This is a genomic window from Actinomadura sp. K4S16, assembly GCF_008327685.1.
Classification (GTDB): domain Bacteria; phylum Actinomycetota; class Actinomycetes; order Streptosporangiales; family Streptosporangiaceae; genus Spirillospora.
This window is the reverse complement of record NZ_BDDE01000022.1, coordinates 211,656-234,019: the sequence shown is the minus strand read 5'-3', so window position 1 is coordinate 234,019 and position 22,364 is coordinate 211,656. Positions and strand designations below refer to the sequence as shown.

Below are 22,364 nucleotides of genomic sequence, written 5' to 3'. Positions count from 1 at the left end.
ACCCGCGCGGAGACCGGATCAGAGATGTCGCTCTGAAGAGGGATAGAAATTCTGTCCATCTGGACAGTACATTTGGACAGTCGATCTCCAACGCGCCCTCCGCCTCCCCCAGACGCGTGGTCGGAAAGGTGGTCATGTGGCCAGTTCACCTGGACAGTCCAGTCGGCCCGGTCAGCCGGGCGGGCGGCACCGCTCGATGGCGACCCGGCACCAGCTGCTGGACGCGGCGGCACAGCTCATCGCGGAGGTCGGCTGGGGACGCGTGACCACGCGAGCCGTCGCCGAACGGGCGGGGCTGCCGCACGGTGCGGTCAGCTACCACTTCCACGGCAAGCAGGAGCTGCTGACCGAGGCCGCGATGGCCACCGTGGAGGCGATGTTCCCGTTGAACAGACTCAGGTCGGTCACCAAGCTGACCGACCTGATTCCGCTGTTCCAAGCATCGATCTCCACTCCGCCGGACCCGGAGACCATCGATCCCGTCAGCTCCGGGGTGCTCGCGGAGGCGATGCGCGAATGCGGGCGCAACCCCGAACTGCGTGGCCGCATCACCGAGTTGCTGCGCGCCTACCGGACGCTCGTCGCCGACCTGGTGCGCGCAGAGCAGGGCCGCGGCGTCGTCGAGCGAGGGCCCGACGCGACGGATCTGGCGACACTGCTGATCGCCGCAGGCGACGGACTGCTCCTGCACGCCCTCCTCGATCCGCAGTTGCCGATCGCCGGAGCGGCCGAGGCGCTGCTCGCACTTGTCCACACCTAAACCGAGGCGTTCACACCGTCCGTAGACGAGCGAGCGCCGGAGAGGCTCCCATGGACGAGGACGTAGCCCAACGCGAGAAGCAGGCGACACCTCTCAGCGGCACGCAATGGACGACCTTGGTCCTGCTGACCCTGTGCATGTTCGTGGTGGTCCTGGACGCCACGGTGGTACTCATCGCGCTGCCGGCCATCCTGTCGGACCTCGGGGGCACGCTCGCCCTGGCGACCTGGATACCCGCCGGGTTCGCACTGGCCTTCGCGGCTTTTCTACTGATGTTCGGCAAACTCACCGACATCTACGGCAGACGGCTGATGTTCATCGGCGGCCTGATCGTATTCAGTACCGCATCGCTGGCGGCCGCTCTCTCCCCGTCCATGGAGTTCCTGGTCGGTGCCAGGGTCGTGCAGGGCGTCGGAGCGGCGATCATCGAGCCGGCCATCATCGCGCTGATCAAGGCGTCGTTCCCCGCCGACCGGCTCGGCCTGGCGTTCGGCGTGGAGGGCCTCGCCGCGGGCCTGGCCGGCGCCGGCGGCCCGATCGTGGGCGGCTATCTGGCCACGGCCTTCTCGTGGCGCTACATCTTCGTCATCAATCTGCCCATCGGCTTGATCGCGATCGTGGCGGCGTACCTGCTGATCTCCGAGTCGCGGGACGAGAACGCCGACCGGCGGCTCGACCTGCCCGGTGTGCTGCTCAGTGGAGCCGGCCTGTTCGCCCTCGTCTTCGGGATCGTCCAAGGCCCCGAGTACGGCTGGGCCTCGCTCCCGATCGTCACGGCCTTCGTCACCGCGGCCGTGCTCCTCACGCTCTTCGTGCTCGCGGAAGGCCGTGTCGCGAACCCGCTGCTGGACCTGTCGCTGTTCAGATACCGGCTGTTCGCCGTCGGCGGTCTCCTACGCGGCGCGGTCGAGTTCATCAGCCTGGCGATCTTCTTCCCGCTCGTCCTCTTCCTGCAGGTCGAGTTAGCGTATTCGCCGCTGCGCAGCGGGCTGACCCTCCTTCCGTTCATCATCGGCGCGGTCATCGCCTCGCCACTGGCAGGCAGTCTGTCCGACCGCGTCGACCTCAGATGGCCGGTCGTCCCGGCCATGTTCGCCACGGCCGCCTCTCTGTTCTGGCTGGCGCACCTGGCCCCCGGCACGACGTGGACCTCCCTCATAGCACCGCTCTTCGCCGCGGGCCTCACGCTCGGCGCGCTGTACGGGCCGACGACGAGCGGTTCCCTCAAGGAGATCCCGACGGAGAAGGCCGGTGTGGCGTCCGCGGTCTCGTACGGCGCCGTACTGCTCGGCTTCGAACTCGGGATCGCGGTGACGTCGGGCGTGCTGCAAAGCCGCTTCATCGACGAACTGGAACACGCGCCGGCCGGTGCGGCGCTCCCGAGCGACAAGGTCGAGCAGATCGCCTCAGCGGTGCTGACCGGGGAAGGCGACGCCGGAGCAGCCGTGGCGTCCGGGCAGGTTCAGCAGTTCATCCAGACGGCACTCGCCCACGCGGCCAACTCCGCCGTCCTCAGCTGCGCGGCCATGGCGGCCGTCGGCGGGGTCGCCGGCCTCTTCTTCGCCCCGCGGGACAAGCAGGAAACGAACATCAAGGGAGAGGAGCCTCCGGCATGACACCGAACGACGGCACCGGACGCACGAACGTGCGCGCACCTGAACTGGGGCCGCCGACCGGGAACGGGCTGCTCGCCGTGTTGATGCTGGGCACCTTCATCGTGGTGTTCGACACCGCCGCTGTGGTCATCCCGCTCCCGGCGATCCTGGACGACCTCGGCGGAACGTTGGACATGGCGACCTGGGCGTACGGAGCCTTCGTCCTGGTGTTCGCGGTGTTCCTGCTTCCCGCGGCGCGGCTCGCTGACCGGTACGGACGGCGTCCGATGTTCCTGTCCGGGATGGCGCTGTTCACCCTCTCCTCGCTGGCGTGCGCGCTCGCCCCGTCGATCGGGTTCCTGACGACCGCGCGCGGTGTCGAGGGACTGGGCGCCGCCATGGCCGAGCCCGCCATCTTCGCCATGGTGAACACGGCCTTCTCAGGCAAGGCCAAGGAGCGTGCGGTCGGGGCGCACCGGGGCGCCTTCGCCCTGGCCGCGCTCAGCGCGCCCCTCCTGAGCGGGCTCATCACCTGGGGCCTGTCCTGGGAGTTCGTGTTCTACCTGAACGTCCTGGTCGGCACCGCCGTCACCGTGGCGGGCATCAGGCTGGTCCCCGACACCGGGGACGACGACACTCCACGGTCTCTGGACGCCCCCGGCGTGCTCCTCGGCGGCTTCTCGGTGTTCGCCCTGGCGTTCGCGGTCATCGAGGGAACCCGGCTCGGCTGGAGTTCACCGCCCATCGTGGCCTCCCTCGTCGCCGGAGTCGTGCTCCTCGGCCTCTTCGTCCTCCACGAAAAGCGCGCCGACGCCCCGCTCGTGGACCGCGGGCTGCCCGCGTCGCGCCGGTTCACCGCCGGCAACCTCGCCCGCGGCCTCGGAGAGTTCGCCAGCCTCGGGTTGTTCTTCGCGCTGTCCCACCTCCTGCAGGTCCAGCTCGACCACTCCGCCCTCGCGGCCGGCGCGATACTGATGACGATCATCGTGGGAGCGGTCATCGCCGCGCCCGTCTCCGAATCCCTCACCGGCAAGACCGACGTCCGGCTGCTGGTGATCCCGGGCTTCCTGCTGATCGCAGCGGGCACCTTCTGGGTCACGCTCTCCTCCCCGCACCCCGGCTGGCTCTTCTTCCTGGCCCCACTGGCGATCGCCGGCGCCGGATTCGGGCTCCAGGAGGACCCCACCGCCGCCACCGCTCTGCAGGACATCCCACCCGAGCGGTCGATCATCGGGCGCAACATCTCCTACGTCGCCTACCTCCTGGGCATCACCGCCGGCGTCGCGGTGGTCTCGGGGGTGTGGCAGAGCCGGTTCGTCGCCAATGCCCAGGACGCCCTCGGGGCACCCGGGCTTCCTCCGGCGGCGCACGAGCTGTCGGCCGACCTGTCCAGCGGAGGCGTGAGCGGCGACCCGGCGGCGAGCATCACCGGACCCGACGCCGATCGGCTGCGGGAGATCGTGCACACCGCGTTCACCGACGCGGTCGGCACGGCCCTCCTCAGCTGCGTGGCGGTGGCCGTGCTGGGCGCTCTCGTCGCCGTGCTCCTCGCCCCTTCGAAGGACGAACGCTCCGGCTCCTCCACGCCCGACGGCATGACGAGCGGCTGAGAACACCGGGGTCTGCGTCACACGGGCGGTCCTGAGAGATCCTTACGGTCGCGGGACACGCCGCCGGGCGACCGCCGGCCCGTAGGCACGCGTTTCCGCCCGTCCGCCCCTGACGCGGCGGCCTGCCGGCTGCGCTCAATTCCCGCTGCCTCGCGGGTACTCAGCGGAAGAGCCACGACACAATGCGCGACATGCGCGGACGCCTATTCATTCACCCTCACACCGCATCACCCTGGGGGCGGTGAATGCTTTCCCTGGATCCGGGCCGCCTCCTGTCAAGGCCGCTTACCCGAACCGGCTCGTGCGGGACGCGAGCCGATGACTCGTTCCAATCACCGTGTTAGCCTCCACATGAATGATCAATAAAGACCGTTCACAGCGACGAGCGAAGGGACTCGGATGCTCACGCGAGACAAAATCTTCGAAACACTGAAGGACAATCTTCAGCTGATCTCGGAAGAGACTCGGGGGAAGGAGATATCCGAGGACGCGAGCCTGTCGGAGTACGGAACCGACTCACTAGAGCTCATCGAGGTCGCCTCGCGCACCATGAAGCAACTCAATGTCAAGGTGCCGCGCACCGAGGTCTCCAAGATCGACAGCATCGGCGAGCTGGTCACGCTCTTCGAAAAGGCCGCCCACAAGGACTGACGGAGGACCGCATGCCGTCCCGCACAGGGCAACCGTCCGTAGTACCGCAATCCGGTGCCGCCATCACCGGATGCGGTGTGATCACCGGCCTCGGGCTTGACACCGCGTCTTTCTGGAGCGGACTCGTCAACGGACGCTCCGGGATTCGCCACTGGCTGGACAAAGACCCGAGGATTGACTCCAAAATCGGCGGTGACCTCAGCGATTTCCACCTTTCCGGTCATCTGGCGGAGGTCGGCGCGGGCTACCCGGTTGACCTCGTGCGCAAGGCGAAGAAGCTGCTGCGTGCGACGCCGCTGTCCGGGGTGCTGACGGCCGCCGCGGCGATGCAGGCGTGGATCGAGGCCGGGCTGCACGAATCGCCTGCCCCGGCAGCGCGATGTGCGCATGTCTGCGCCGGCCATAATCTCGGACACGCCTACATCTCGGAGAACCTCAAGACCTTCGAAGAGGATCCCGAATACATCGAGCCATTGTTCGGGGTGCACCATCTTGACACCGACGTCGTTGGCGTCACCTGCGAACTTCTGGGAATCCGGGGCCCAAGCTTCATGGTCGGAGCCGCCTGTGCGAGCGGCAATATAGCGATCATCACCGCGCTCGGGCTCATCCGTGCCGGGGCGGCGGACGTGGTGCTGGTCACCGGCGCGCCCGTGGCGCAGGACTCGCTGGTGCTCCAAGGACTGGCGATGATCGACGCGCTCTGCACTGGAACGTTCGACGACGAGCCGGAACGGGCCTCGCGGCCGTTCGACGCGCTCCGCGCCGGTTTCGTGCCGAGCGAAGGGGGCGCCGCCGTGGTGCTGGAGTCGGCCGCCAGTGCACGCCGGCGTGGCGTGGCACCCCTCGCGACGCTGCTGGGCGGCGCGTGCACCTCAAACGCGCACCGGCTGACCAAACCCGATCAGAACGGACAGGAACGTGCCATGCTCGGGGCGCTCGCGACCGCGGGCATAGCACCGGACGAGGTGGACTACGTCAACGCCCACGCGACGTCCACCCCGCTGGGCGACGCGACGGAGGTCGCGGCCATCAAGGCCGTCCTCGGCGCGCGGGCGACCGAGATACCGGTCAACTCCACGAAGTCGATGACCGGTCACTGCCTCAGCGCCTCCGGTGTCGTCGAGTTCGTCGCCACCGTGCTGCAGCTGCGGCACGGCGTCGTCCATCCGACGATCAACCAGGAGAAGCAGGACGAGTCACTGGACCTGGACTTCGTGCCCAACGAGGCCCGGGAGCACCGGATGGGGGTCGCCCTCTCCAACTCCTTCGGATTCGGTGGCATGAACTCCTCGGTGGCCGTGGGGGCGGTGTCATGAGCGGCGACCGGACGGCCTTGGTGTTCGAAGGCCAGGGTGGCGACGCCGCCGGCATCCCCGCGGCGCTCGACCGCGACTGCCCGGTCTGCGGTGAGGTTCTGGACGAGGCCGACGCCGCGCTCGGCTTTCCGCTGTCGAAGGTCGTCTTCGAGGGGACACCGGACGAGCTGCGCCAGACCGCGGTCGCCCAGCCGGTCCTGGTCACCATCGGAGTCGCGCACGCCCGGCACCTGCTGTCCCTCGGCGTGCTGCCCGCATACCTCGCGGGACACAGCATCGGGCAGTACGCGGCCCTCGTCATCGCCGACGCCGTGGACTTCGCGGACGCGGTCCGGCTGGCCGCCCGCCGCGGCGAGCTCATGCAGGCGGCGGTTCCTGACGGCGTAGGCGCGATGGTCGCCGTCAGCGGGATCGAGCTGTCCGAGGTGCTCGACGCCTGCCAGGAGCCGCGCCATCTCGGTGTGGTCGGCGTCGCGTGCGACAACGCCCCCGGGCGGACCGTCGTCTCGGGCACGTCCGCCGCGGTCGAGGCCGTCGTCACCGCATGCCAGGACGAGGGAGCGGTCACCGTGGAACTCCCGGTCAGCGCGCCCTTCCACTGCGAACTGCTGACGGACGCCAAGAACGCGTTCGCGACCGCACTGGGCGATGTCACGTTCCGCACCCCCGCGATCAGTGTGGTCGACAACGTGACGGCACGCCCGCTCAGGGCCGGCGACGACATCCCCTCGTTGCTCTCCGAGCACATCGTGGCCCGGGTGCGGTTCCGCGAGAGCCTGGAACTGGTCGCCGCGTCCGGTGTCGTCGGCGAGATCGTCACATGCGGCCCCGGCCACAGCCTGCTCAAGATGATCGGCAAAACGGCTCCGGGTGTGCGAGCGGTCTCCTTCGACCGTTACATGCAGGAACGCGCTCCCAGCAGCGGGGGTGGCCACTAGCCATGGGCATCCTCGCTCTCCAGGGACTCATCGTGTCCGGAGCCGAGCTGCCGATCGCTCGGGCCGTGGTCACCGCCGCACGCAGCGCCGGTGGAGATGTCCTCGCCTGCACGCATCGGCCGGGCGTGACTGCGGAAGGAAGGCCGGACGAGAACGCGGACTCGCCACTGGCCGCCGATCTGGCGGACGAACTCGTGGTCGACCGGCTCTTCGAGCTGGCGTCCGACCGCATGCCGCTGAGCCGCCTGGTCAACGTCGTTCGCCCCGGCGACGGGGGCCACGGTCCCGCCGACCTCCCGGAAGACGACTGGAAGGATGCACTGATCTCGTCACTGCATACATCGTTCCTGGTGATCCAGCGCGCGGTCGGAGAGTTCATCTGCGGCGACGGCGGTCGGATCGTGAACGTCATCGACATGACCGAGTGCGTCCCCGATCGCGGCGTGGCGTCGGTCGTGCGGTCGGCGTTGTCGTCGATGAGCCGCTGTGTCGCCAAGGAGTACGGCAGCCGCGGTGTGGCGTGCAGCCTCGTCGTGGTCTGCGGCGACACCACTGGGGCGGGCGGCGCCCCCGAGGACGTCGCGGCGGCGGTCGTCTACCTCGCCTCGCAGGACGCGTCGATCGTCACCGGCGACGAGCTCCACCTGACCATCCGTTCCGGAACGACAGGTCTCTTCAACCAGGAGCGAGCACGATGCAAGTCGACATCGGGATTGACGACCTGAACGTCTACGGCAGCACGCTGGTAATCCACGCGGAGGACATCGCCGCCGTGCGCGGCACCCCCCCAAAGCGGCTCGCCCAATGGCGTCTCGAAAGCCGCTCCCTCGTGCCGCCCTACGAGGACCCGGTCACACTGGCGGTCAACGCGGCGCGACCGCTCGTCGACGAGCACGGCGCCGCGGAGTTCGGCCTGCTCCTCGTCGCTTCCGAGTCCGGCCTGGACTACTCGAAGCCGCTCAGCTCCTATGTGCACGAGTTCCTCGGCCTGCCCGGACGGTGTGTTCACTCGGAGATCAAGCACGCCTGCTTCGGCGGCACCGCGGCGCTGCTGCTCGCGGCCGACTGGGTCCGCGCGAACCCGGACGCCAAAGCGCTCGTGGTGACGACCGACCTCTCCCGGCGGCTCTTCGGGCACGCGGCGGAGTCCGCCGAGGGCATGGGCGCCACGGCGATGGTGGTCTCCACGGAGCCGCGGGTCCTCGGGCTGGACGCTGCCAGGGGATTTGCGAGCAAGGAGGTGTACGACGTCGCCCGGCCTACGCACACCCACACCGTCGTCGACTCGGAACTGTCCTTGTCGGCGTACCTCGATCTGGCGGAGATCGCCTGGTCCGACTACCGGTGCCAGGACGGAGCGGCGGCCTACGACGATCTCGATCACCTCGCCTGCCACACGCCGTTGGCCCCCCTCGTCCGGCAGGCGCACCTGCTGTTCGCCGAGGAGAGTTCCGCCGACGTGCCTCCGGCCGAGCAGTTCGAGCGCAAGGTGGCGCCCTCGCTGAGGTACTGCCAGAAGATCGGAAACACCTTCTCGGGGTGTCTCTTCGTCGCGCTCGCCGGTCTGATCGACGGTGCGCCCGACGCGGACACCGGGCGGCGGGTCGGGTTGTACTCGTACGGCTCGGGATCGAGCGCGGCCTTCTTCAGCGGCGTCCTGCGATCGGAAGCCCGGGCGCGTCTCGCCCGGCACGACATCCCCTCCGCTCTCATGGCCCGCCGCCGGGTCGACGTCCGCACCTACGAGCGCCTGGTCGAGGACCTTGAGCAGAGCCTCACCGCGGCGGAATTCGAACCGGACACCGGAGCCATCGCCAACCATTTCGAGGAGAGTTATGCGGGCCGGAACGCACTCGTCCTGTCCGGAGTCAAGGGCTACCAGCGCAGCTACCAATGGAGCTGACCGGACCGCCGACGCCGGTGCGCGCGGGGTGAGGCCGACATGAACGACGGAACCCCCACCGGGCCGCGGGACCTTGACGGCAAGGTCGTCCTCGTGACCGGCGGAAGCCGGGGCATCGGCAGATCCCTCGTGCTGGGCGCCGTCGCGCGAGGCGCACGGGTCGCCTTCTGCGCGAGATCGGTCGGCGAGGCGGCGCAGGAGGTGCGAGCCGAAGCCGAGCGGCTCGGCGGAGCAGGATGCGTGCTCCCGATGGCGGCGGACGTGTCCCGCAGCGCCGACGTGGACGCGTTCGTCGAGGCGGCTCTGGAGGCATGGGGCACGGTCGACGTCCTGGTGAACAACGCGGCGATCGACAAGGACGCGCTGCTGCTGCAGATGCCGGTCGCCGAGTTCGCGGCGGTCCTCGCCGTCAACCTGACTGGACCGTTCCTCATGTCGCGCCGGGTCCTTCGCGAGTTCCTGCACCGCGACACCCGCGGCGTGATCGTCAACATCGGGTCCATCTTCGACCGTGGAGCACCGTCCCAGACCGCGTATTCCACCAGCAAGGGCGGTCTGCGCGGCCTGACGCGCGCGATCGCCGAGGAGTACGGCGCGCGCGGCATCAGGGCGAATCTCGTGGTGTCCGGCTTCGTCGAAACTGCACTGTCCCAGCACATGCCCGAGCGTTTCCGAAAGGCCGTGCTCAGCAACCCCCTGTCCCGAGCCGGTACTGCGGCGGAGGTCGCGTCGGCGGTGCTGCTCTTCGCCGGCGGCGCCGGCCGCGCCATGAACGGGGCGACCGTGTACGCCTCCGGTGGAATCGTCGACGCGAACTTCCCGGGATGATCATGGCGACTCCATGGTTCGACGAGGTCGCCCCCGGCATCGGCTCCCTCCGGGTCGGAACCGACGAACGGCCGCACTTCGAGGAGAAGGCACTGGAGCTCCTCCGCGGGGCCGTCCAGGAGGTCATCGCGGACGAACGGCTGCACGCGGTGCTCGTCGAGGGCGGAGGCCGGCAGTTCAGTGGCGGCGCGCCCGCCGATCTCCTGCTCTCGTCCGATGCGGACAGCCGCGTCGAACGGCTGATGGCGGAGGCCGGCCAGTTGCTCCTGGACGTCCCCGTGCCGACGATCGCCGTGATGTCCGGCCACGCCGTCGGCGGCGGGCTGATGCTGGGCCTGTGGTGCGACCTGGCCGTTCTGGCCGAGGAGTCGCTCTACGGCGCCAACTTCCTCGACCTCGGCTTCACACCGGGAATGGGATCGACCGTCCTCGCCGAGGAGGCGTTCGGCGTTCCGCTCGGACGCGAGCTGCTGCTGACCGGGCGGCTGGTGAAAGGCCGGGAGATCCGCGCCTCTGGAGCCCCCATCGGGTACGCGGTCGTGCCACGGTCCGATGTCCGCGCGACCGCGCTGCGGCGGGCCCGGGAGATCGCTGACCTGCCGAGGGACGCCGTGGTCCTCCTCAAGCGGCACCTCGCGGCCGACCGCGGGAACCGCCTCCGCGAGGCCCTGCGACGGGAGAGCGCGATGCACCGCGAACTGCTCACGCAGCCGACGACCCGTCGCCGCATCGAAGAGCGGTATGTGGGCGGTGATCGTTGATGGGCGTTCCAGTACCTCCGCCGGACGAGACCGGCCCGGTCAGGGTGGACCGTCGCGGGACCTCACTGCATCTCGTCCTCGACGACGAGGCGAACCGCAACCGATTGTCCACCCGAGTGCTGCGTTCGTTGCGGCTCGCCCTTCCAACCGCCTCCCGCACGGTGGACGAGGAGATTCGCGTTGTCGTGCTGGAGAGCTCCAGCCGGCGGGTGTTCTCCGCGGGCGCCGACCTGAGCGAGATGAACACGCTCACGACCCCCCGCGGCATGAAGGAGCTCGCCGGCGCGCTACCGGCATTGGTCGAGGCGATGCGGCGGTGTCCCGTACCGGTCCTGGCCCGTGTGGACGGCCTCTGCCTCGCCGGAGGTGTCGGCCTGGTCCTCGCCGCCGACATCGCCGTCTGCGCCGACACGGCGCAGTTCGGGCTGACCGAGGTCGACGTCGGGCTCTGGCCGTTCATCGTGTCGGCCCTGCTCATGCCGCACTGCTCGCCGAAGCATGCGCTGGACCTGATGCTGAGCGCCGAATGGGTCGACGCCGCCGCGGCACGCGAACTCGGGATGGTCTCTCGGGTGGTGGACGCGGACGAGCTCGACACCGAGATGGACCAGCTGGTCGCCACGATCTCGCAGAAGCCCGCGACGGCGGTCCGCCTCGGGAAGTCCGCGTTCCACACCGCGTCGTCCCTCCCGCCCGACCGAGTGCTGGAGTACGCGCGGGAGAGGCTGGCCGCCTCGCTCGGGCATGCCTCCGTGCGGCGTCGCATCGCCGCTTTCCAAGCCGGCGCCTCCGGTGGATCCGCACGGGCCCGGAGGACCCAGGCGCCATGAACCCCGGGTCTTGGACCGCGCACCAGGCCGATGCACAGCCAGCCGAGGGAGAGGACAAGATGGGCACCACCAGATCGACCACCCGGCGACGTGGCCTGCCACCAGGCCCGGCCCTGCCGCCCGTCGCCCAGCTTCTGCTCTACGCGGCGCGCCCCGAAGGCTGGCTGCGCCGCTGCGGCGCCCGATACGGGGACACCTTCACCCTCCGGGTCGCGACGCTCGGCACCGTCGTGTTCTTCACCGACGCCGAGACCACGCGCGCGATCATCTCGGGCGATCCGAAGATCTTTCACGCATCCGAGATCAACATGGTCGAGCTGATGCCGATCGTGGGCCCGTACTCCTCCTTCACCCTCGACGAGGACGCGCACGCCAGATCCCGTCAGCTGCTGAATCCGTTCTTCGGCCGTGACCGCTCGCGTGCCTCCGGCGCCGCCGTCGAGGAGGTCGCTCGACGCCAGGTCGACTCGTGGCCCCGGGGACGGCCGTTCGAACTGCGTTCGCACATGCAGGACCTGACCCTGGATGTGATGCTGCGGGTGACCTTCGGCGATGACGTCGCGCCTCGCCTCGCCGAACTGGCGCAGGCGATCACCCGCATGGTGGAGAGCGGCACCCTGGTGCTCCCGCTACCGGCGCTGCGCCGTGACCTCGGGCCGCGGAGCCCGTGGGGCAGATTCGTCAGGGCCCGGGCCCGGGTCGATTCACTCGTCCACGAGATGATCGACAGGCAGCGCGCGGCGGCGGACGCGGCCGAGCGCACCGACATCCTCTCGCGGCTCGCCACGGCGACGGACAAGCAAGGCGGCAGGCTCAGCCGCAAAGAGATCCGCGATCACATCGTCACGGTGCTCATCGCCGGCCTGGAGACGACGTCCACGGCGCTTTCGTGGACGTTCCACGAACTCGCCCGCAACCCCGGCGTCCAGCAGCGCGTACGGGACGAGCGCGCCCGCGGCGACGACGCCTACACCAAGGCCGTCGTCAAGGAGTCATTGAGGCTGCACCCCCCGGTCCTGGTCGGCCCCGTGCCCATGGTGATGGAGGACATCACGCTGAAGGGGTTCCGCATCCCCGCCGGGACCTTCGTGACGCCGGGGACCACGCTCATCCATCATGACCCCGGCGATTACCCCGAACCCGACCGGTTCCTCCCCGACCGGTTCATCGAAGGCTCTCCTCCCGCCCACCGGTATCTGCCCTACGGCTGGGGCCCGCACCGCTGCGTGGGCGCCAATCTGGCGTCCATCGAGATGGAGCGCGTTCTGGGCGCCGTTCTCGAAAAGGTGGCCGTGCTCCCCACCGCGCCGAAGCCCGAGCCCGGCGTCATCCGCTATGTGACCTGCGCGCCCAAGAACGGGGCACGCGTCGTGGTTCAGCCCGCCTCCCGATGAACGGAGCTGAGTGACACAGTGAGCACCGAGCATTTAAGAACCCCCGAAAGCCCCCCTGCAGCATCGGCCGACAGGTTCGGTCTCCCGCAACTCGGCACTTCGATCTTTCCTGCGGCGAGCGCGCTACCCCGTACCGTCTCCTGGCGCTACGCGGTCGTGGTCGGCCTCGGAGCGGCCATCCTCATCGTCGTGTCCTTCGGCCCGATGAGGGACGACATCGGGAACATGGCCCTGGTCGTGTGGCCGTTCGCCGCCGTTGTCGGCGCTCTGCAGTGCCTGCTCATCGGCGAACTCGCCTCGCGGTTCCCCTACCGGGCGGGCGGGGTGGCACAGTTCGGCTACCGCGCGACGCCCAACGGCTCCCCCGCCCTGGGGGCCGTCTCGAGCTGGGCCTACTGGTTCGCATGGACACCCGGCATCGCCACGCACCTGATCCTCGTGTCGACCTACCTTCACGAGCACGTAGTGCCCGGGGTCAACATCCTGCTACTCGCGGCCCTCATCGGAGCCTGCCTCTATGCCGTCAACTCCCTGGGGCTGCGCATCACGATGACGCTCAACATCGGGCTGGCGGTATTCAGCATCGTCCCGCTGACCCTCATCATGGTCGGGCCGCTCTTCCGACCGTCCACCTTCGAGTTCGATCGGGTGTGGCCGATCAGGGTGCCCGACGAAGCCGCCGGCGATCCCCTCCAATTCGCCCTGATCTTCCTCAAGTGGCTGTTCATCGCCGCATGGGCCGCCTACGGAGCCGAGATGGCCTCCACCGTGGTCTCCGAGATCCGCGACGCGACGAAGAGGATCTCCCGATCGCTCGGCATCTCCAGCATCATCTGCATCGTCACGTTCACCGGGGTGCCGATTTCACTGATCGGCACCGCGGGCACGACCGGTGGCTCGTCCGAAGGGACGGCCGCGTTCGATCCGGCGGCACGGGCCATCTTCGGCCCCGCGGGCCCCACGATCATCGGGCTGATGCTCAGTTGCGCGATCCTCCTCGGGGCACAGGTGTTCATTCTCGGGTCGTCTCGGACGATCTATCAGATGTCCCTGGACGGGCACCTGCCCGGCGTCTTCGCGAAGACGAACCGGCGAGGTGCTCCGGTCGGCTCGATGTTCTTCGACATCTTGATCATCATCGGCCTGCTGTCGGTCTTCGGGACCGACGTGGTCGACATCGTCGCCGCCGCCGGCGTCGGGTACGTCACGGTGTTCGTCCTGCTCCCCCTCGCCTACCTGCTGCTGCGCCGCCGTCCAGACGGCGGTCCGGGCGCGTTCCGCCTGCCCCGCCAGGCGGCCGGACTGGCGGCGGCGCTGTTCCTGCTGAACCTGGTGGTCCTGCTGGTCGGCGGTTCACTCTGGGGCGCCAAGGTCATGGGAATCGGGCTCGCGATCACCTTCGCGATCGTCCCGATCTCCAAGCTGACCCGGCGCGCCCGCCGGCAGGCCGAGGGGCCCGAGGGCCCGGAGTCGCCGGAGGCGACATGAACAGCGGGCGCGCAGGAAACGGCCCCGCGGCGGCACGGGCTCCGGAGCCGTTGCCACCGCGGGACGGGTGCTGTCGTCGGACCCTGCTAAAGACCGCCGTCAGGTTGGCGGACGGTCCTCTGCAGGACGCGGTCCAGGTTGGCGTAGAGATAACCGTCCATGGCCTCGTCGGGGAGGTCGAGCCGAAGCGCGTCCCCGACCGCCCGGTCGAAGGCGAGAAGCGGCCATCCGCTCGCGAACATGACCTTCGTCCTGCCCCGCCGCGACCGCATGAACGAGACCAGTTCCGGCTTGAGATAGCGGGCGCTGTAGGCGGTCGTCATGAGGTAGAGGTTCTCGTACTTCATCATCAGCCGGATGAGCATCTCCTCCCATGGATGCCCGCCGTGCGAGGCGATGACCGTGAGGTTCGGGAAGTCCCGGAGTACACGGTCCAGATGCAGGGGGTCCTGCGTCCATGCCGCGCCCTTCGGCCCGGGGACCCCGACGTTGATGGAGACGATCGTGCCGCTCTGCTCGCACAGCGAGTAGTACGGGTAGAAGCAGGCATCCGTCGGCGGACGGTCGAAGTTGAACGGCACCAGCCGGAACACCCGGAGCCCCTGGTCGATCAGGGCCTTGAGGCGGCGGACTCCGGCGGTGATCCCATCGCCGTGGCCGCCGATCGCGCGCGGGGAGTTGAAGCCGGCCGATGCCGTGAAGAGGTCCGGCCGCTCCGCCGCCACCTTCACCACGTCCTCGCCTTGGACGCACCGGACCTCCGGAAGCTCCGGATACTCGACGCCGTAGGCGGTGAGAACGGCTCGCTCGATGCCCGCCGCACGCATCTCCTTGATCATTTCCGGGAGCGCGGTGCCGGCCTGCATCTGCTCCGGCCGACTGAAGAAGGAGCTGACCACATCGTAGATATCGACGGTGAATACCCCAGCAAACTCCGGGGTGTTCAGATTCACCCATCCATCGAGCACTCGGTGCATCACCTTTGCGCCTCCTTCACACATCGGGAACCGATGCGAGCAGTATGTTGCGGCGACAACACAGAAGCAAGGGAGGGGTAATTCGAGGCTGAAATCCATCCGACCAAGGCCTTTTGATAGATGGGAGTCAGCCAGCCGGCCTACATGGCGCCCGGCCGGCCATGAGCACTGACCTGCCTTTTTAATGCGCTAGGTGATCAGGACGGCGCTCCGACCACATCACTCGACCCCTTGACCAGTCGGCCGCGACATCGGATAGTTGCTAGCACGCGCACCGACGGATCTGTTTGGGAGAGGCCAAAGCAGATGAGTTTGGAAAGCGTAACGTCACATTCGACGGGTACGACCGCCAGAATGGAGCAGCCATCGAGCACATGCGCACATGCCAGCCTCCTGAAGATTGACGAGAACGCCGTTGCCCACGGCAACAGCCTCCGCATTCTCGCGCCGATACCGTTCACCCGGTGGAAGAAGATCGGCGACCAGCTGTCAATGCTGGCCAACGCGTCCGCCTGGTGGCTGGGCGACTGGCTGGTGTACGGCGAGACACGGTATCCCGAGCGGTACAAGCAGGCCGTCAGGGAGACGGCCCTCGACTACCAGACGCTACGCAACTACGCCTGGATCAGCCGCAAGATAGACAAGTCCCGGCGCCGGGTCACGCTCAGTTTTCAGCACCACGCCGAGGTGGCATCACTGCCCGAGGAAGAACAGGAGGAGTGGCTCGACCGGGCCGAGAAGTTCCGCTGGTCCAGAAATCTGCTGCGGCAATACCTCCGCGTTCACCGGCAGACCTCGGGAGCCGCTGGAGACGGTCGGCCCGCGAAGGGCGTCGTCATTCAGGTGAGCGTGCCCACCAGCGAGGAGGAGCGCTGGCTGGAGGCCGCACGGAAGATGGACCGCCCTCTCGACGAGTGGATGATCACCATCCTCAGCCGGGTGGCCGACGCACTGCTGCGCGGAAAGCACGAGATCACCGTCGAACCGATGTAACCGTCCAGCCGAGGTAGTCGCGGCGGCATCGACGAAGCCGCACGTTTCCCCAGAACATCGACCGGGAGGGCCGTATGTCCGATAACATCACCGCCGGCCACGACAGGACGCGGACCGGCAGGGTCGCTCTCGTGACCGGCGCCTCCAGCGGCATCGGCGCCGCCATCGCCCGCCGACTCGCCGGTTCGGGTGCGCGAGTGGTGGTCGCCGACGTGGACGAGAAGCGGGGCTCGGCCCTCGCCGAGCAGATCGGCGGCGCGTTCCACCGGACGGATGTCTCGGTGCTCGCCGACAACGAGGCCGCGGTCGAGGCGGCGGTCCAGCGGTTCGGCCGGCTCGACGTCGTCCATCTGAACGCCGGCATCTGCGGCGGCACGGAACTCGATCCTGATCAGTACCGCAGGACGCTCAGCGTCAATCTGGACGGCGTCTTCTACGGTGTCTGCGCCGCCGTTCCGCATTTCCAGCGGCAGGGCGGCGGAAGGATCGTCGTCACCGCCAGCATCGCGGGGCTCATCGGACTGCCGTACGACCCGATCTACACGATCAGCAAGCACGGCCTGATCGGCCTCGTCCGCTCCCTCGGACCGGCCCTCGCCCCCGCCGGCGTATCCATCAACGCTCTCTGCCCGAACTTCGTGGACACCCCCCTCGTCGCCGACGACCGCCCGTTCCTCGACGAGGCGGGAATCAAGCTCCTCGACCCCGAGCACGTCGCCGACGCGTTCGAGTCGGTGCTCGCCGACGAACGCACCGGGCGCGCATGGCTCGTGCAGGCGGGGCATGAACCGGCGCCGTACGACTTCGCGCCGATACCCGGCCTGCCCGCCGCCCTCGACTTCTCCTAAGACCGCCCGCTGAACATGGAGCAGAAGAAATGGCTGCCATGACTCCTTCCCACCGCGGCATTCTTTGGGACGATCTGCGGCACGGCCAGACCTTCTGGTCGAGCGGCCGGACCATCACCGAGCACGACGTGTCCGCCTTCTCCGCGCTGTCAGGCGACTTCAACCCGCTTCATGTCGACGACGAAGAGGGCAAATGCTCCGTCTTCGGACGCCGTATACCGCACGGCCCGCTGGGAATGCTGTTCGCGATCGGCGGATATGACCGTATCGGTCTCCTCGAAGGCGTCGTCGTCGCACTTCTGGACATGAGCTGGCGCTTCCGAGCACCGATGCACATCGGCGACACCCTGCGCACGAAGGTGACCGTCGCCGCGCTCGAAGAGAGCAGGAAGCCGGACCGGGGCAAGCTCACCATGCACCTTCAGATGTACAACCAACGCGAAGAGATCGTGCAGGAAGGCGAGCACCGTTTCCTGATCCGACGTCGCATCAACGGCGATGCATGACCTCCGGCAGGCCACCTGCAATTGACTGCCGTGTCCCTGAACGGCGGTGTCGGATCCGGCCCGGTCCCGCATCCCAGAGCACCGGTTGAGACCGTCGACCCGAGATGAGAAGAAGATGCTCCGCACGCTGAACATGGCGAGGCGGGAACCTGCCGGTGACGCCGACCGGCACCGGCTTCCCCCTGGTCCACGCCTCCCCAAGTGGCTGCAGACCGTCCTCGCGTTACACGACCCGGTCGGGTTCTTCGAACGCTGCCGCCAACGCCACGGCGAGGTGTTCCGGGTCGGCTTCATCGGGATCCCGCCCGTCGCCTATGTCGGCGATCCCGACCTCGCTCACCAGGTCTTCACCACCGACCGCGGCATCGGGCAGGCAGGCGAGGCGCGCAAGCCTTTCCTGGAGCCCCTCGTCGGCGTCAACTCACTGATCTGCCTCGACGGAGACGATTGGATGCGGCAACGGCGGCTGCTCGGCTCGGCATTCCACGGCAAGCGCATCGAACGGTATCGCGAGGACATCGCGGCCATCGCCGCCGCGTACGTGCAGGAATGGCCGACGGCCACGGAAATCCGTCTCCGCCCGCGCATACAGGTCATCACGCTCGAAATCATCCTCCGTGTCGTCTTCGGGGTTCGTGACGCCAGGCGTGTCGAGCGGCTCCACGAGTTGCTGCCCCCGCTTCTCGCCTCGTGGGAATCGCTGAACTCGGTCATCTCCATCCTGCCGAGATCGCTTTGGGCCCGCGTCGAACCGGTCCTGGCGCGCGTTCCCCGCAACCCGGTCGCGAGGTTCACCGACCTGTTCGCCAGGACCGACCAGGTCCTCTACGCCGAGATCACCGAACGCCGCGACGCGGACGATCTCCAGGACCGGGCTGACATCCTCTCCGTGCTGATGCGGGCCCGCGACGACGACGGCAGCGCGATGACCGACCTCGAACTGCGCGACGCGCTGATGACCCTCATCGTCGCCGGCCATGAGACCACCGCGACCGGACTGGCGTGGGCCTTCGAGCGGCTGGTGCGCAATCCGCGGGTGCTGGACCGCCTCACCCGGACGATCGACGGCGACGAGGACGATCGCGGCTACCTCGACGCGGTGATCAAGGAGACCCTGCGGACCAGGCCCGTCGGGCCGGACATGCCGCGGTACCTCACCGGTCCGCTCGAACTCGGCGGCTACCGAATCCCCGCCGGCTGGTGGGTCAACCCGTCCGCCACGCTGCTGCACAACCTGCCGGACCACTTCGCCGACCCCGACGACTTCCGCCCGGAGCGCTTCCTCGAAGCGGACCCGCCGGCCTGGATGCCGTTCGGCGGAGGGCGGCGCAAGTGCCTCGGCGCACAGCTGGCGATGTTGGAGATGCAGGCGGTGATACCGGCCGTGCTCGAACGCTACCGGGTCCGAATGGCCGGAGACGACCGTCCGGAGAAGCCGCTGATGCGGTACGCGACCCTCGTTCCGTCGCAGGACGGCCGCGTCATCGCGGACCGCCGCTGAACCGAAGGGAGCACAACGTGCAGGCATGGCGAGTCCGGTCGCTCGGCCGACCGGACGACGTGCTGTCGCTCGAGGACGTACCGGAGCCCTCCCCCGGCCCTGGCGAGGTCGTGATCCAGACCGAGGCCGCGGCGCTGAACTTCCCTGACATCCTGGTCTGCCGCGGTGAGTACCAGGAGCGACCTCCCCTTCCCTTCACGCCGGGGATGGAGGCCGCGGGCAGGGTGGTCAGCGCCGGAGCCGGCGTCACGATCGCCGAGGGCACGAGGGTGGCGGGGATCTGCCGCCTGCCGCACGGCGGTTTCGCCGAGCAGGCGGTCCTCGGCGCAGGAGAGCTCTTCGAGATCCCCGACGAGATCCCGACCGCGACCGCGGCCGCGATGGTGGTCACGTACCAGACCGGCATCGTCGGGCTCCATCGGCGCGCAGGACTGCGGGCCGGCGAGACGCTGCTGGTGCACGCGGGTGCGGGCGGCATCGGCAGTGCGGCGATCCAGATCGGCCTGGCCGCCGGCGCCCGCGTGGTCGCCACCGCCGGCGGAGCGGAGAAGGTCGGGGTGTGCCGCGCCCTAGGAGCCGACCTGGCGATCGACTACCAGAAGGACGACTTCGTCGCCGCCGTACGGGACTTCACGGGCGGCTGCGGCGCCGATGTCGTCTACGACCCGGTCGGAGGCGAGACGTTCGACCTGTCCCGCAGGGCGGTCGCGTTCGAAGGACGCATCGTGGTCGTGGGCTTCACCGGAGGCCGTATCACCCAGGCACCGACCAACCACGCCCTGGTCAAGAACTATTCCGTCGTCGGGCTTCATCTCGCCCTGTACTGGACGCGGCAGCCCCTGTACATCGCCGACGTCTACCAGACGCTCCTCAGGCTCTATGCGGAGGGCAGCATCGATCCACTGATCTCGGAACGGATCGACCTCACCGCCATCCCCAAGGCCCTCAACAGCATGGCCCTCCGCGGAACCATCGGAAAAATCGTCGTGACGAAGGAGTGATGGCCATGGCGGACACGATCCCCGCAAGCCCGCATTCGCGGCTCCGCCTCGGGGTCAACGGCATGCTGTGGAGCAAGGCCCCACCAGACGACCTCGCCGTCTCCGTCCGTGAGTTGGAAGAACTCGGGTACGACTCCTACTGGACCGCCGAGGCATACGGCGCGGACGCCTTCGTGCCGCTCTCGTGGGGCGCCGCCGGGTCGTCCCGTCTCCGCTTCGGGACGGCGGTCGCCCAGATCAGCGCACGCGCACCTGCCGCGACGGCAATGGCCGCGATGACGCTCGACCACCTCACCGGCGGCCGGTTCGTGCTCGGCTTGGGCGTGTCAGGCCCGCAGGTGGTCGAGGGATGGTACGGGCAGGATTTCCAGCATCCGCTGGCGCGCACGCGCGAGTACATCGCCATCGTTCGCGCGGTCATCGCGCGGGAGAAGCCGGTGAGTTTCGAGGGCGAGCACTATCGCCTTCCGCTGCGCGGCGGCACCGGCCTGGGCAAGCCGCTGAAATCCGCTCTGCACCCGCTGCGCCCGGACCTGCCGATCTACATTGGTGCGGAGGGCCCGAAGAACATCGCGCTGGCGCGGGAGATAGCCGATGGGTGGCTGACCTTCTTGTTCTCGCCGCATCACGAAGAGTCCTTCAGGGAGTCCCTCGACGCGGGGGCCGCCCAGGCTCGTCCCCGCCGGCCATGGGACGAATTCGAGGTGGTCGCCAGTACATGGCTGTCGATCGACGACGACATCGAGAGGGCCGCCGACCGGCTGCGTCCGACCCTCGCGCTGTACATCGGCGGTATGGGGGCACGGGACAAGAACTTCCATGCCGATCTCATGACGCGCATGGGATACGGAGAAGCGGTCTCCACGGTCCAGGAGCTCTTCTCCGAGGGCCGGCGGGCCGAGGCGGCCGCGGCCGTGCCCACCCGGCTCATCGAGGAGGTCGCCTTGATCGGTCCCCCGGAGAAACTGGCCGACGACCTGCGCGGCTGGAAGTCCAGCATGGTGACGACGCTCCTGGTGAACGGCGATATGCAGGCGCTTCGGACATTGGGTCGACTCGCCGTGTGAACGTCGCACGCGACCTCATACCGTGCCGGCAGTCCCGGCGCGGGACACGAGCCGAGCAATTGGCGGAGGTGGACGAGAATCGAACTCGCCAGGCGGGCGCAGCCCGCCTCAACGGTTTTGAAGACCGTGCCGGTCACCAGACCCGGAAACACCTCCAGATGCGCTGATCTAAATTCAGGATATATGGCCGCAGGTGCCGCGATCAACCTTTCCAGCCAGCTCCTGCCATGTCGGCCGAGCGAACGGTAGCATTCGCCCGTCAGCCACATTGTCAATCTGGCCACGATAACCCGGAGTATTCGCTCGATCACACCGACTCCCTCGCTGATCGATCAGAAAGAGGCGCCGCCATGGAAAATTTTCCTTTCTCTCGCACACCGTTCGATCCGGCCGATGACATCCGCTTGACGCAATATGCTCGGGGCGGCGGTTGCGCTTGCAAGATACCGCCAGGCGAGTTGGAGTCATTAGTCCAGAAGCTGTCATGGGACCACCATTTCTCCAATGAGACGGAGCTGCTGATCGGCCTGCTCGACGGGGATGACGCCGCTGTCGTCCGGTCGGCCGGAGGCTCGACGTTGGTGTTGACGACCGACTTCTTCACCCCGGTGGTCGACGACCCGTACGACTGGGGACGCATCGCCGCGGCGAACGCCCTCTCCGACGTCTATGCGATGGGCGGAACCCCGCTCATGGCGGTGAACCTGCTCGCCTGGCCGCGGGACAAGCTCCCCATCGAACTCGCCGCCGAGGTGATGCGAGGCGGCCTGGACACGGCCCACGAGGCGGAGTGCTTCCTCGCCGGCGGCCATAGCGTCGACGACGCGGAGCCGAAGTACGGGCTCGCGGTCTGTGGAACGGCAGACGCGGACCGCCTGCTGCGCAACGATGCCGGCCGTCCCGGCACACCCGTCTCCCTCACCAAGCCTCTGGGCACCGGGGTGCTGAACAATCGGCACAAGGCGACAGGTGAACGCTTTCCGCAGGCGGTCGCGACCATGGCCTCGCTCAACCGCGACGCGTCCGCCTCAGCCGTGCGGGGCGGCGCCGTCTGCGCCACGGACGTTACGGGGTTCGGCCTGCTCGGGCACCTGTACAAGCTCGCCCGCGCCAGTTCGGTGACCGCCGTGCTGGATTCCCGCGCGGTGCCTTACCTCGACGGTGCGCGCGAAGCGGTGCGAGACGGGTTCGTCAGCGGTGGGACGCGCAGGAATCTCGACTGGGTCGATCCGCACACCGACTGGGGCCCTGGGGTGAGCGAGGACGAGCGGCTGCTCCTCGCCGACGCCCAGACCTCGGGCGGGCTGCTCGTGGCCGGAGAGGTGCCGGGTGCACCGATCATCGGCGAGCTGGTCGAACCGCGCGACCGGGAACTCGTCGTCGTCTGATCCGGC

21 protein-coding genes and 1 tRNA gene are annotated in these 22,364 nt (G+C 68.5%); 20 read left to right on the top strand and 2 right to left on the bottom strand.

The features are described from left to right. Positions 1 to 136 precede the first annotated feature (136 nt). The 13 genes from K4S16_RS34970 (at position 137) to K4S16_RS34910 (ending at position 14,077) form a co-directional block, all read left to right on the top strand. Positions 137 to 760: a TetR/AcrR family transcriptional regulator gene (locus K4S16_RS34970; RefSeq protein ID WP_149263341.1), complete on the top strand. Its 624-nt coding sequence runs from the start codon at positions 137 to 139 to the stop codon at positions 758 to 760. Positions 761 to 810: 50 nt separating this feature from the next. Further along, positions 811 to 2,376, top strand: a complete 1,566-nt coding sequence (locus tag K4S16_RS34965; RefSeq protein WP_149263340.1) for a DHA2 family efflux MFS transporter permease subunit — start codon at positions 811 to 813, stop codon at positions 2,374 to 2,376. Continuing rightward, entirely contained in the window at positions 2,373 to 3,965 is a 1,593-nt protein-coding gene (locus K4S16_RS34960) for an MFS transporter (protein WP_149263339.1), read from the top strand. The genes K4S16_RS34965 and K4S16_RS34960 overlap by 4 nt, the downstream gene beginning before the upstream one ends. A 399-nt stretch (positions 3,966 to 4,364) precedes the next feature. Beyond that, the gene (locus K4S16_RS34955) at positions 4,365 to 4,616 is read left to right on the top strand and encodes a phosphopantetheine-binding protein (RefSeq protein WP_149263338.1); all 252 of its coding nucleotides are present in this window, start codon (positions 4,365 to 4,367) and stop codon (positions 4,614 to 4,616) included. 11 nt (positions 4,617 to 4,627) lie between these two features. Continuing rightward, the gene (locus K4S16_RS34950) at positions 4,628 to 5,935 is read left to right on the top strand and encodes a beta-ketoacyl synthase (protein WP_149263337.1); all 1,308 of its coding nucleotides are present in this window, start codon (positions 4,628 to 4,630) and stop codon (positions 5,933 to 5,935) included. Further along, complete coding sequence (locus tag K4S16_RS34945) at positions 5,932 to 6,873, top strand: ACP S-malonyltransferase (RefSeq protein WP_149263336.1); 942 nt, start codon at positions 5,932 to 5,934, stop codon at positions 6,871 to 6,873. The genes K4S16_RS34950 and K4S16_RS34945 overlap by 4 nt, the downstream gene beginning before the upstream one ends. Before the next feature lie 32 nt (positions 6,874 to 6,905). Further along, a complete protein-coding gene (locus K4S16_RS34940; RefSeq protein ID WP_160161139.1) occupies positions 6,906 to 7,598 on the top strand; it encodes an SDR family oxidoreductase in 693 nt (230 codons plus the stop codon). Continuing rightward, positions 7,568 to 8,776 (top strand): hydroxymethylglutaryl-CoA synthase family protein, encoded by a 1,209-nt coding sequence (locus tag K4S16_RS34935; RefSeq protein ID WP_149263334.1) that lies wholly within the window; start codon positions 7,568 to 7,570, stop codon positions 8,774 to 8,776. The genes K4S16_RS34940 and K4S16_RS34935 overlap by 31 nt, the downstream gene beginning before the upstream one ends. Positions 8,777 to 8,815: 39 nt before the next feature. Beyond that, positions 8,816 to 9,604 (top strand): SDR family NAD(P)-dependent oxidoreductase, encoded by a 789-nt coding sequence (locus K4S16_RS34930; RefSeq protein ID WP_149263333.1) that lies wholly within the window; start codon positions 8,816 to 8,818, stop codon positions 9,602 to 9,604. A gap of 2 nt (positions 9,605 to 9,606) precedes the next feature. Next, a complete protein-coding gene (locus tag K4S16_RS34925; protein WP_160161138.1) occupies positions 9,607 to 10,365 on the top strand; it encodes a polyketide synthase in 759 nt (252 codons plus the stop codon). After that, positions 10,365 to 11,195 (top strand): enoyl-CoA hydratase/isomerase family protein, encoded by an 831-nt coding sequence (locus tag K4S16_RS34920; protein ID WP_149263331.1) that lies wholly within the window; start codon positions 10,365 to 10,367, stop codon positions 11,193 to 11,195. Before K4S16_RS34925 ends, K4S16_RS34920 begins: the two co-directional genes overlap by 1 nt. A 59-nt stretch (positions 11,196 to 11,254) precedes the next feature. Next, positions 11,255 to 12,589, top strand: coding sequence for a cytochrome P450 (locus K4S16_RS34915; RefSeq protein ID WP_160161137.1), 1,335 nt, complete (start codon positions 11,255 to 11,257; stop codon positions 12,587 to 12,589). A gap of 18 nt (positions 12,590 to 12,607) precedes the next feature. After that, positions 12,608 to 14,077 carry an APC family permease gene (locus K4S16_RS34910; protein WP_268843291.1) on the top strand — a complete coding sequence of 490 codons (1,470 nt, stop codon included), beginning with the start codon at positions 12,608 to 12,610 and terminating at the stop codon, positions 14,075 to 14,077. An 86-nt stretch (positions 14,078 to 14,163) separates the two neighbouring features. On the opposite strand, the gene K4S16_RS34905 is transcribed toward K4S16_RS34910, so the two are convergent. Continuing rightward, positions 14,164 to 15,153, bottom strand: coding sequence for an amidohydrolase family protein (locus tag K4S16_RS34905; RefSeq protein ID WP_149263328.1), 990 nt, complete (start codon positions 15,151 to 15,153; stop codon positions 14,164 to 14,166). A 255-nt stretch (positions 15,154 to 15,408) separates the two neighbouring features. Between K4S16_RS34905 and K4S16_RS34900 the strand changes: the two genes are divergently transcribed. From K4S16_RS34900 to K4S16_RS34875, 6 genes are all read left to right on the top strand, one after another. Further along, positions 15,409 to 16,047: an LmbU family transcriptional regulator gene (locus K4S16_RS34900; protein WP_200842288.1), complete on the top strand. Its 639-nt coding sequence runs from the start codon at positions 15,409 to 15,411 to the stop codon at positions 16,045 to 16,047. Positions 16,048 to 16,121: 74 nt separating this feature from the next. Continuing rightward, positions 16,122 to 16,895 carry an SDR family oxidoreductase gene (locus tag K4S16_RS34895; protein ID WP_149263327.1) on the top strand — a complete coding sequence of 258 codons (774 nt, stop codon included), beginning with the start codon at positions 16,122 to 16,124 and terminating at the stop codon, positions 16,893 to 16,895. 29 nt (positions 16,896 to 16,924) lie between these two features. Continuing rightward, positions 16,925 to 17,401 carry a MaoC/PaaZ C-terminal domain-containing protein gene (locus K4S16_RS34890; RefSeq protein ID WP_149263326.1) on the top strand — a complete coding sequence of 159 codons (477 nt, stop codon included), beginning with the start codon at positions 16,925 to 16,927 and terminating at the stop codon, positions 17,399 to 17,401. A gap of 115 nt (positions 17,402 to 17,516) precedes the next feature. Then, positions 17,517 to 18,902, top strand: a complete 1,386-nt coding sequence (locus K4S16_RS34885) for a cytochrome P450 (protein WP_149263325.1) — start codon at positions 17,517 to 17,519, stop codon at positions 18,900 to 18,902. Between the two features lie 17 nt (positions 18,903 to 18,919). Further along, on the top strand, positions 18,920 to 19,903 hold the full coding sequence (locus K4S16_RS34880) for an NADPH:quinone oxidoreductase family protein (protein WP_149263324.1): 984 nt from the start codon (positions 18,920 to 18,922) through the stop codon (positions 19,901 to 19,903). A gap of 5 nt (positions 19,904 to 19,908) precedes the next feature. Then, a complete protein-coding gene (locus tag K4S16_RS34875) occupies positions 19,909 to 20,970 on the top strand; it encodes an LLM class F420-dependent oxidoreductase (protein ID WP_149263323.1) in 1,062 nt (353 codons plus the stop codon). Positions 20,971 to 21,030: 60 nt separating this feature from the next. Here K4S16_RS34875 and K4S16_RS34870 read toward each other — a convergent pair. After that, a tRNA-Sec gene (locus tag K4S16_RS34870) sits at positions 21,031 to 21,126 on the bottom strand. Between the two features lie 194 nt (positions 21,127 to 21,320). Here K4S16_RS34870 and selD point away from each other — a divergent pair. After that, the gene (gene selD / locus K4S16_RS34865; protein WP_149263322.1) at positions 21,321 to 22,358 is read left to right on the top strand and encodes a selenide, water dikinase SelD; all 1,038 of its coding nucleotides are present in this window, start codon (positions 21,321 to 21,323) and stop codon (positions 22,356 to 22,358) included. The last annotated feature ends 6 nt before the right edge of the window (positions 22,359 to 22,364 follow it).

Excerpts from the sequence above, each read along its gene's own strand:
- K4S16_RS34895 (WP_149263327.1), top strand. The coding sequence starts at position 16,122 with ATGTCCGATAACATCACCGCCGGCCACGACAGGACGCGGACCGGCAGG.
- K4S16_RS34935 (WP_149263334.1), top strand. The coding sequence starts at position 7,568 with ATGCAAGTCGACATCGGGATTGACGACCTGAACGTCTACGGCAGCACG.
- K4S16_RS34915 (WP_160161137.1), top strand. The coding sequence starts at position 11,255 with ATGGGCACCACCAGATCGACCACCCGGCGACGTGGCCTGCCACCAGGC.
- K4S16_RS34930 (WP_149263333.1), top strand. The coding sequence starts at position 8,816 with ATGAACGACGGAACCCCCACCGGGCCGCGGGACCTTGACGGCAAGGTC.
- K4S16_RS34960 (WP_149263339.1), top strand. The coding sequence starts at position 2,373 with ATGACACCGAACGACGGCACCGGACGCACGAACGTGCGCGCACCTGAA.
- K4S16_RS34920 (WP_149263331.1), top strand. The coding sequence starts at position 10,365 with ATGGGCGTTCCAGTACCTCCGCCGGACGAGACCGGCCCGGTCAGGGTG.
- selD (WP_149263322.1), top strand. The coding sequence starts at position 21,321 with ATGGAAAATTTTCCTTTCTCTCGCACACCGTTCGATCCGGCCGATGAC.
- K4S16_RS34925 (WP_160161138.1), top strand. The coding sequence starts at position 9,607 with ATGGCGACTCCATGGTTCGACGAGGTCGCCCCCGGCATCGGCTCCCTC.
- K4S16_RS34955 (WP_149263338.1), top strand. The coding sequence starts at position 4,365 with ATGCTCACGCGAGACAAAATCTTCGAAACACTGAAGGACAATCTTCAG.
- K4S16_RS34965 (WP_149263340.1), top strand. The coding sequence starts at position 811 with ATGGACGAGGACGTAGCCCAACGCGAGAAGCAGGCGACACCTCTCAGC.
- K4S16_RS34885 (WP_149263325.1), top strand. The coding sequence starts at position 17,517 with ATGCTCCGCACGCTGAACATGGCGAGGCGGGAACCTGCCGGTGACGCC.
- K4S16_RS34945 (WP_149263336.1), top strand. The coding sequence starts at position 5,932 with ATGAGCGGCGACCGGACGGCCTTGGTGTTCGAAGGCCAGGGTGGCGAC.
- K4S16_RS34900 (WP_200842288.1), top strand. The coding sequence starts at position 15,409 with ATGGAGCAGCCATCGAGCACATGCGCACATGCCAGCCTCCTGAAGATT.
- K4S16_RS34905 (WP_149263328.1), bottom strand. The coding sequence starts at position 15,153 with ATGGATTTCAGCCTCGAATTACCCCTCCCTTGCTTCTGTGTTGTCGCC.
- K4S16_RS34950 (WP_149263337.1), top strand. The coding sequence starts at position 4,628 with ATGCCGTCCCGCACAGGGCAACCGTCCGTAGTACCGCAATCCGGTGCC.
- K4S16_RS34875 (WP_149263323.1), top strand. The coding sequence starts at position 19,909 with ATGGCGGACACGATCCCCGCAAGCCCGCATTCGCGGCTCCGCCTCGGG.
- K4S16_RS34890 (WP_149263326.1), top strand. The coding sequence starts at position 16,925 with ATGGCTGCCATGACTCCTTCCCACCGCGGCATTCTTTGGGACGATCTG.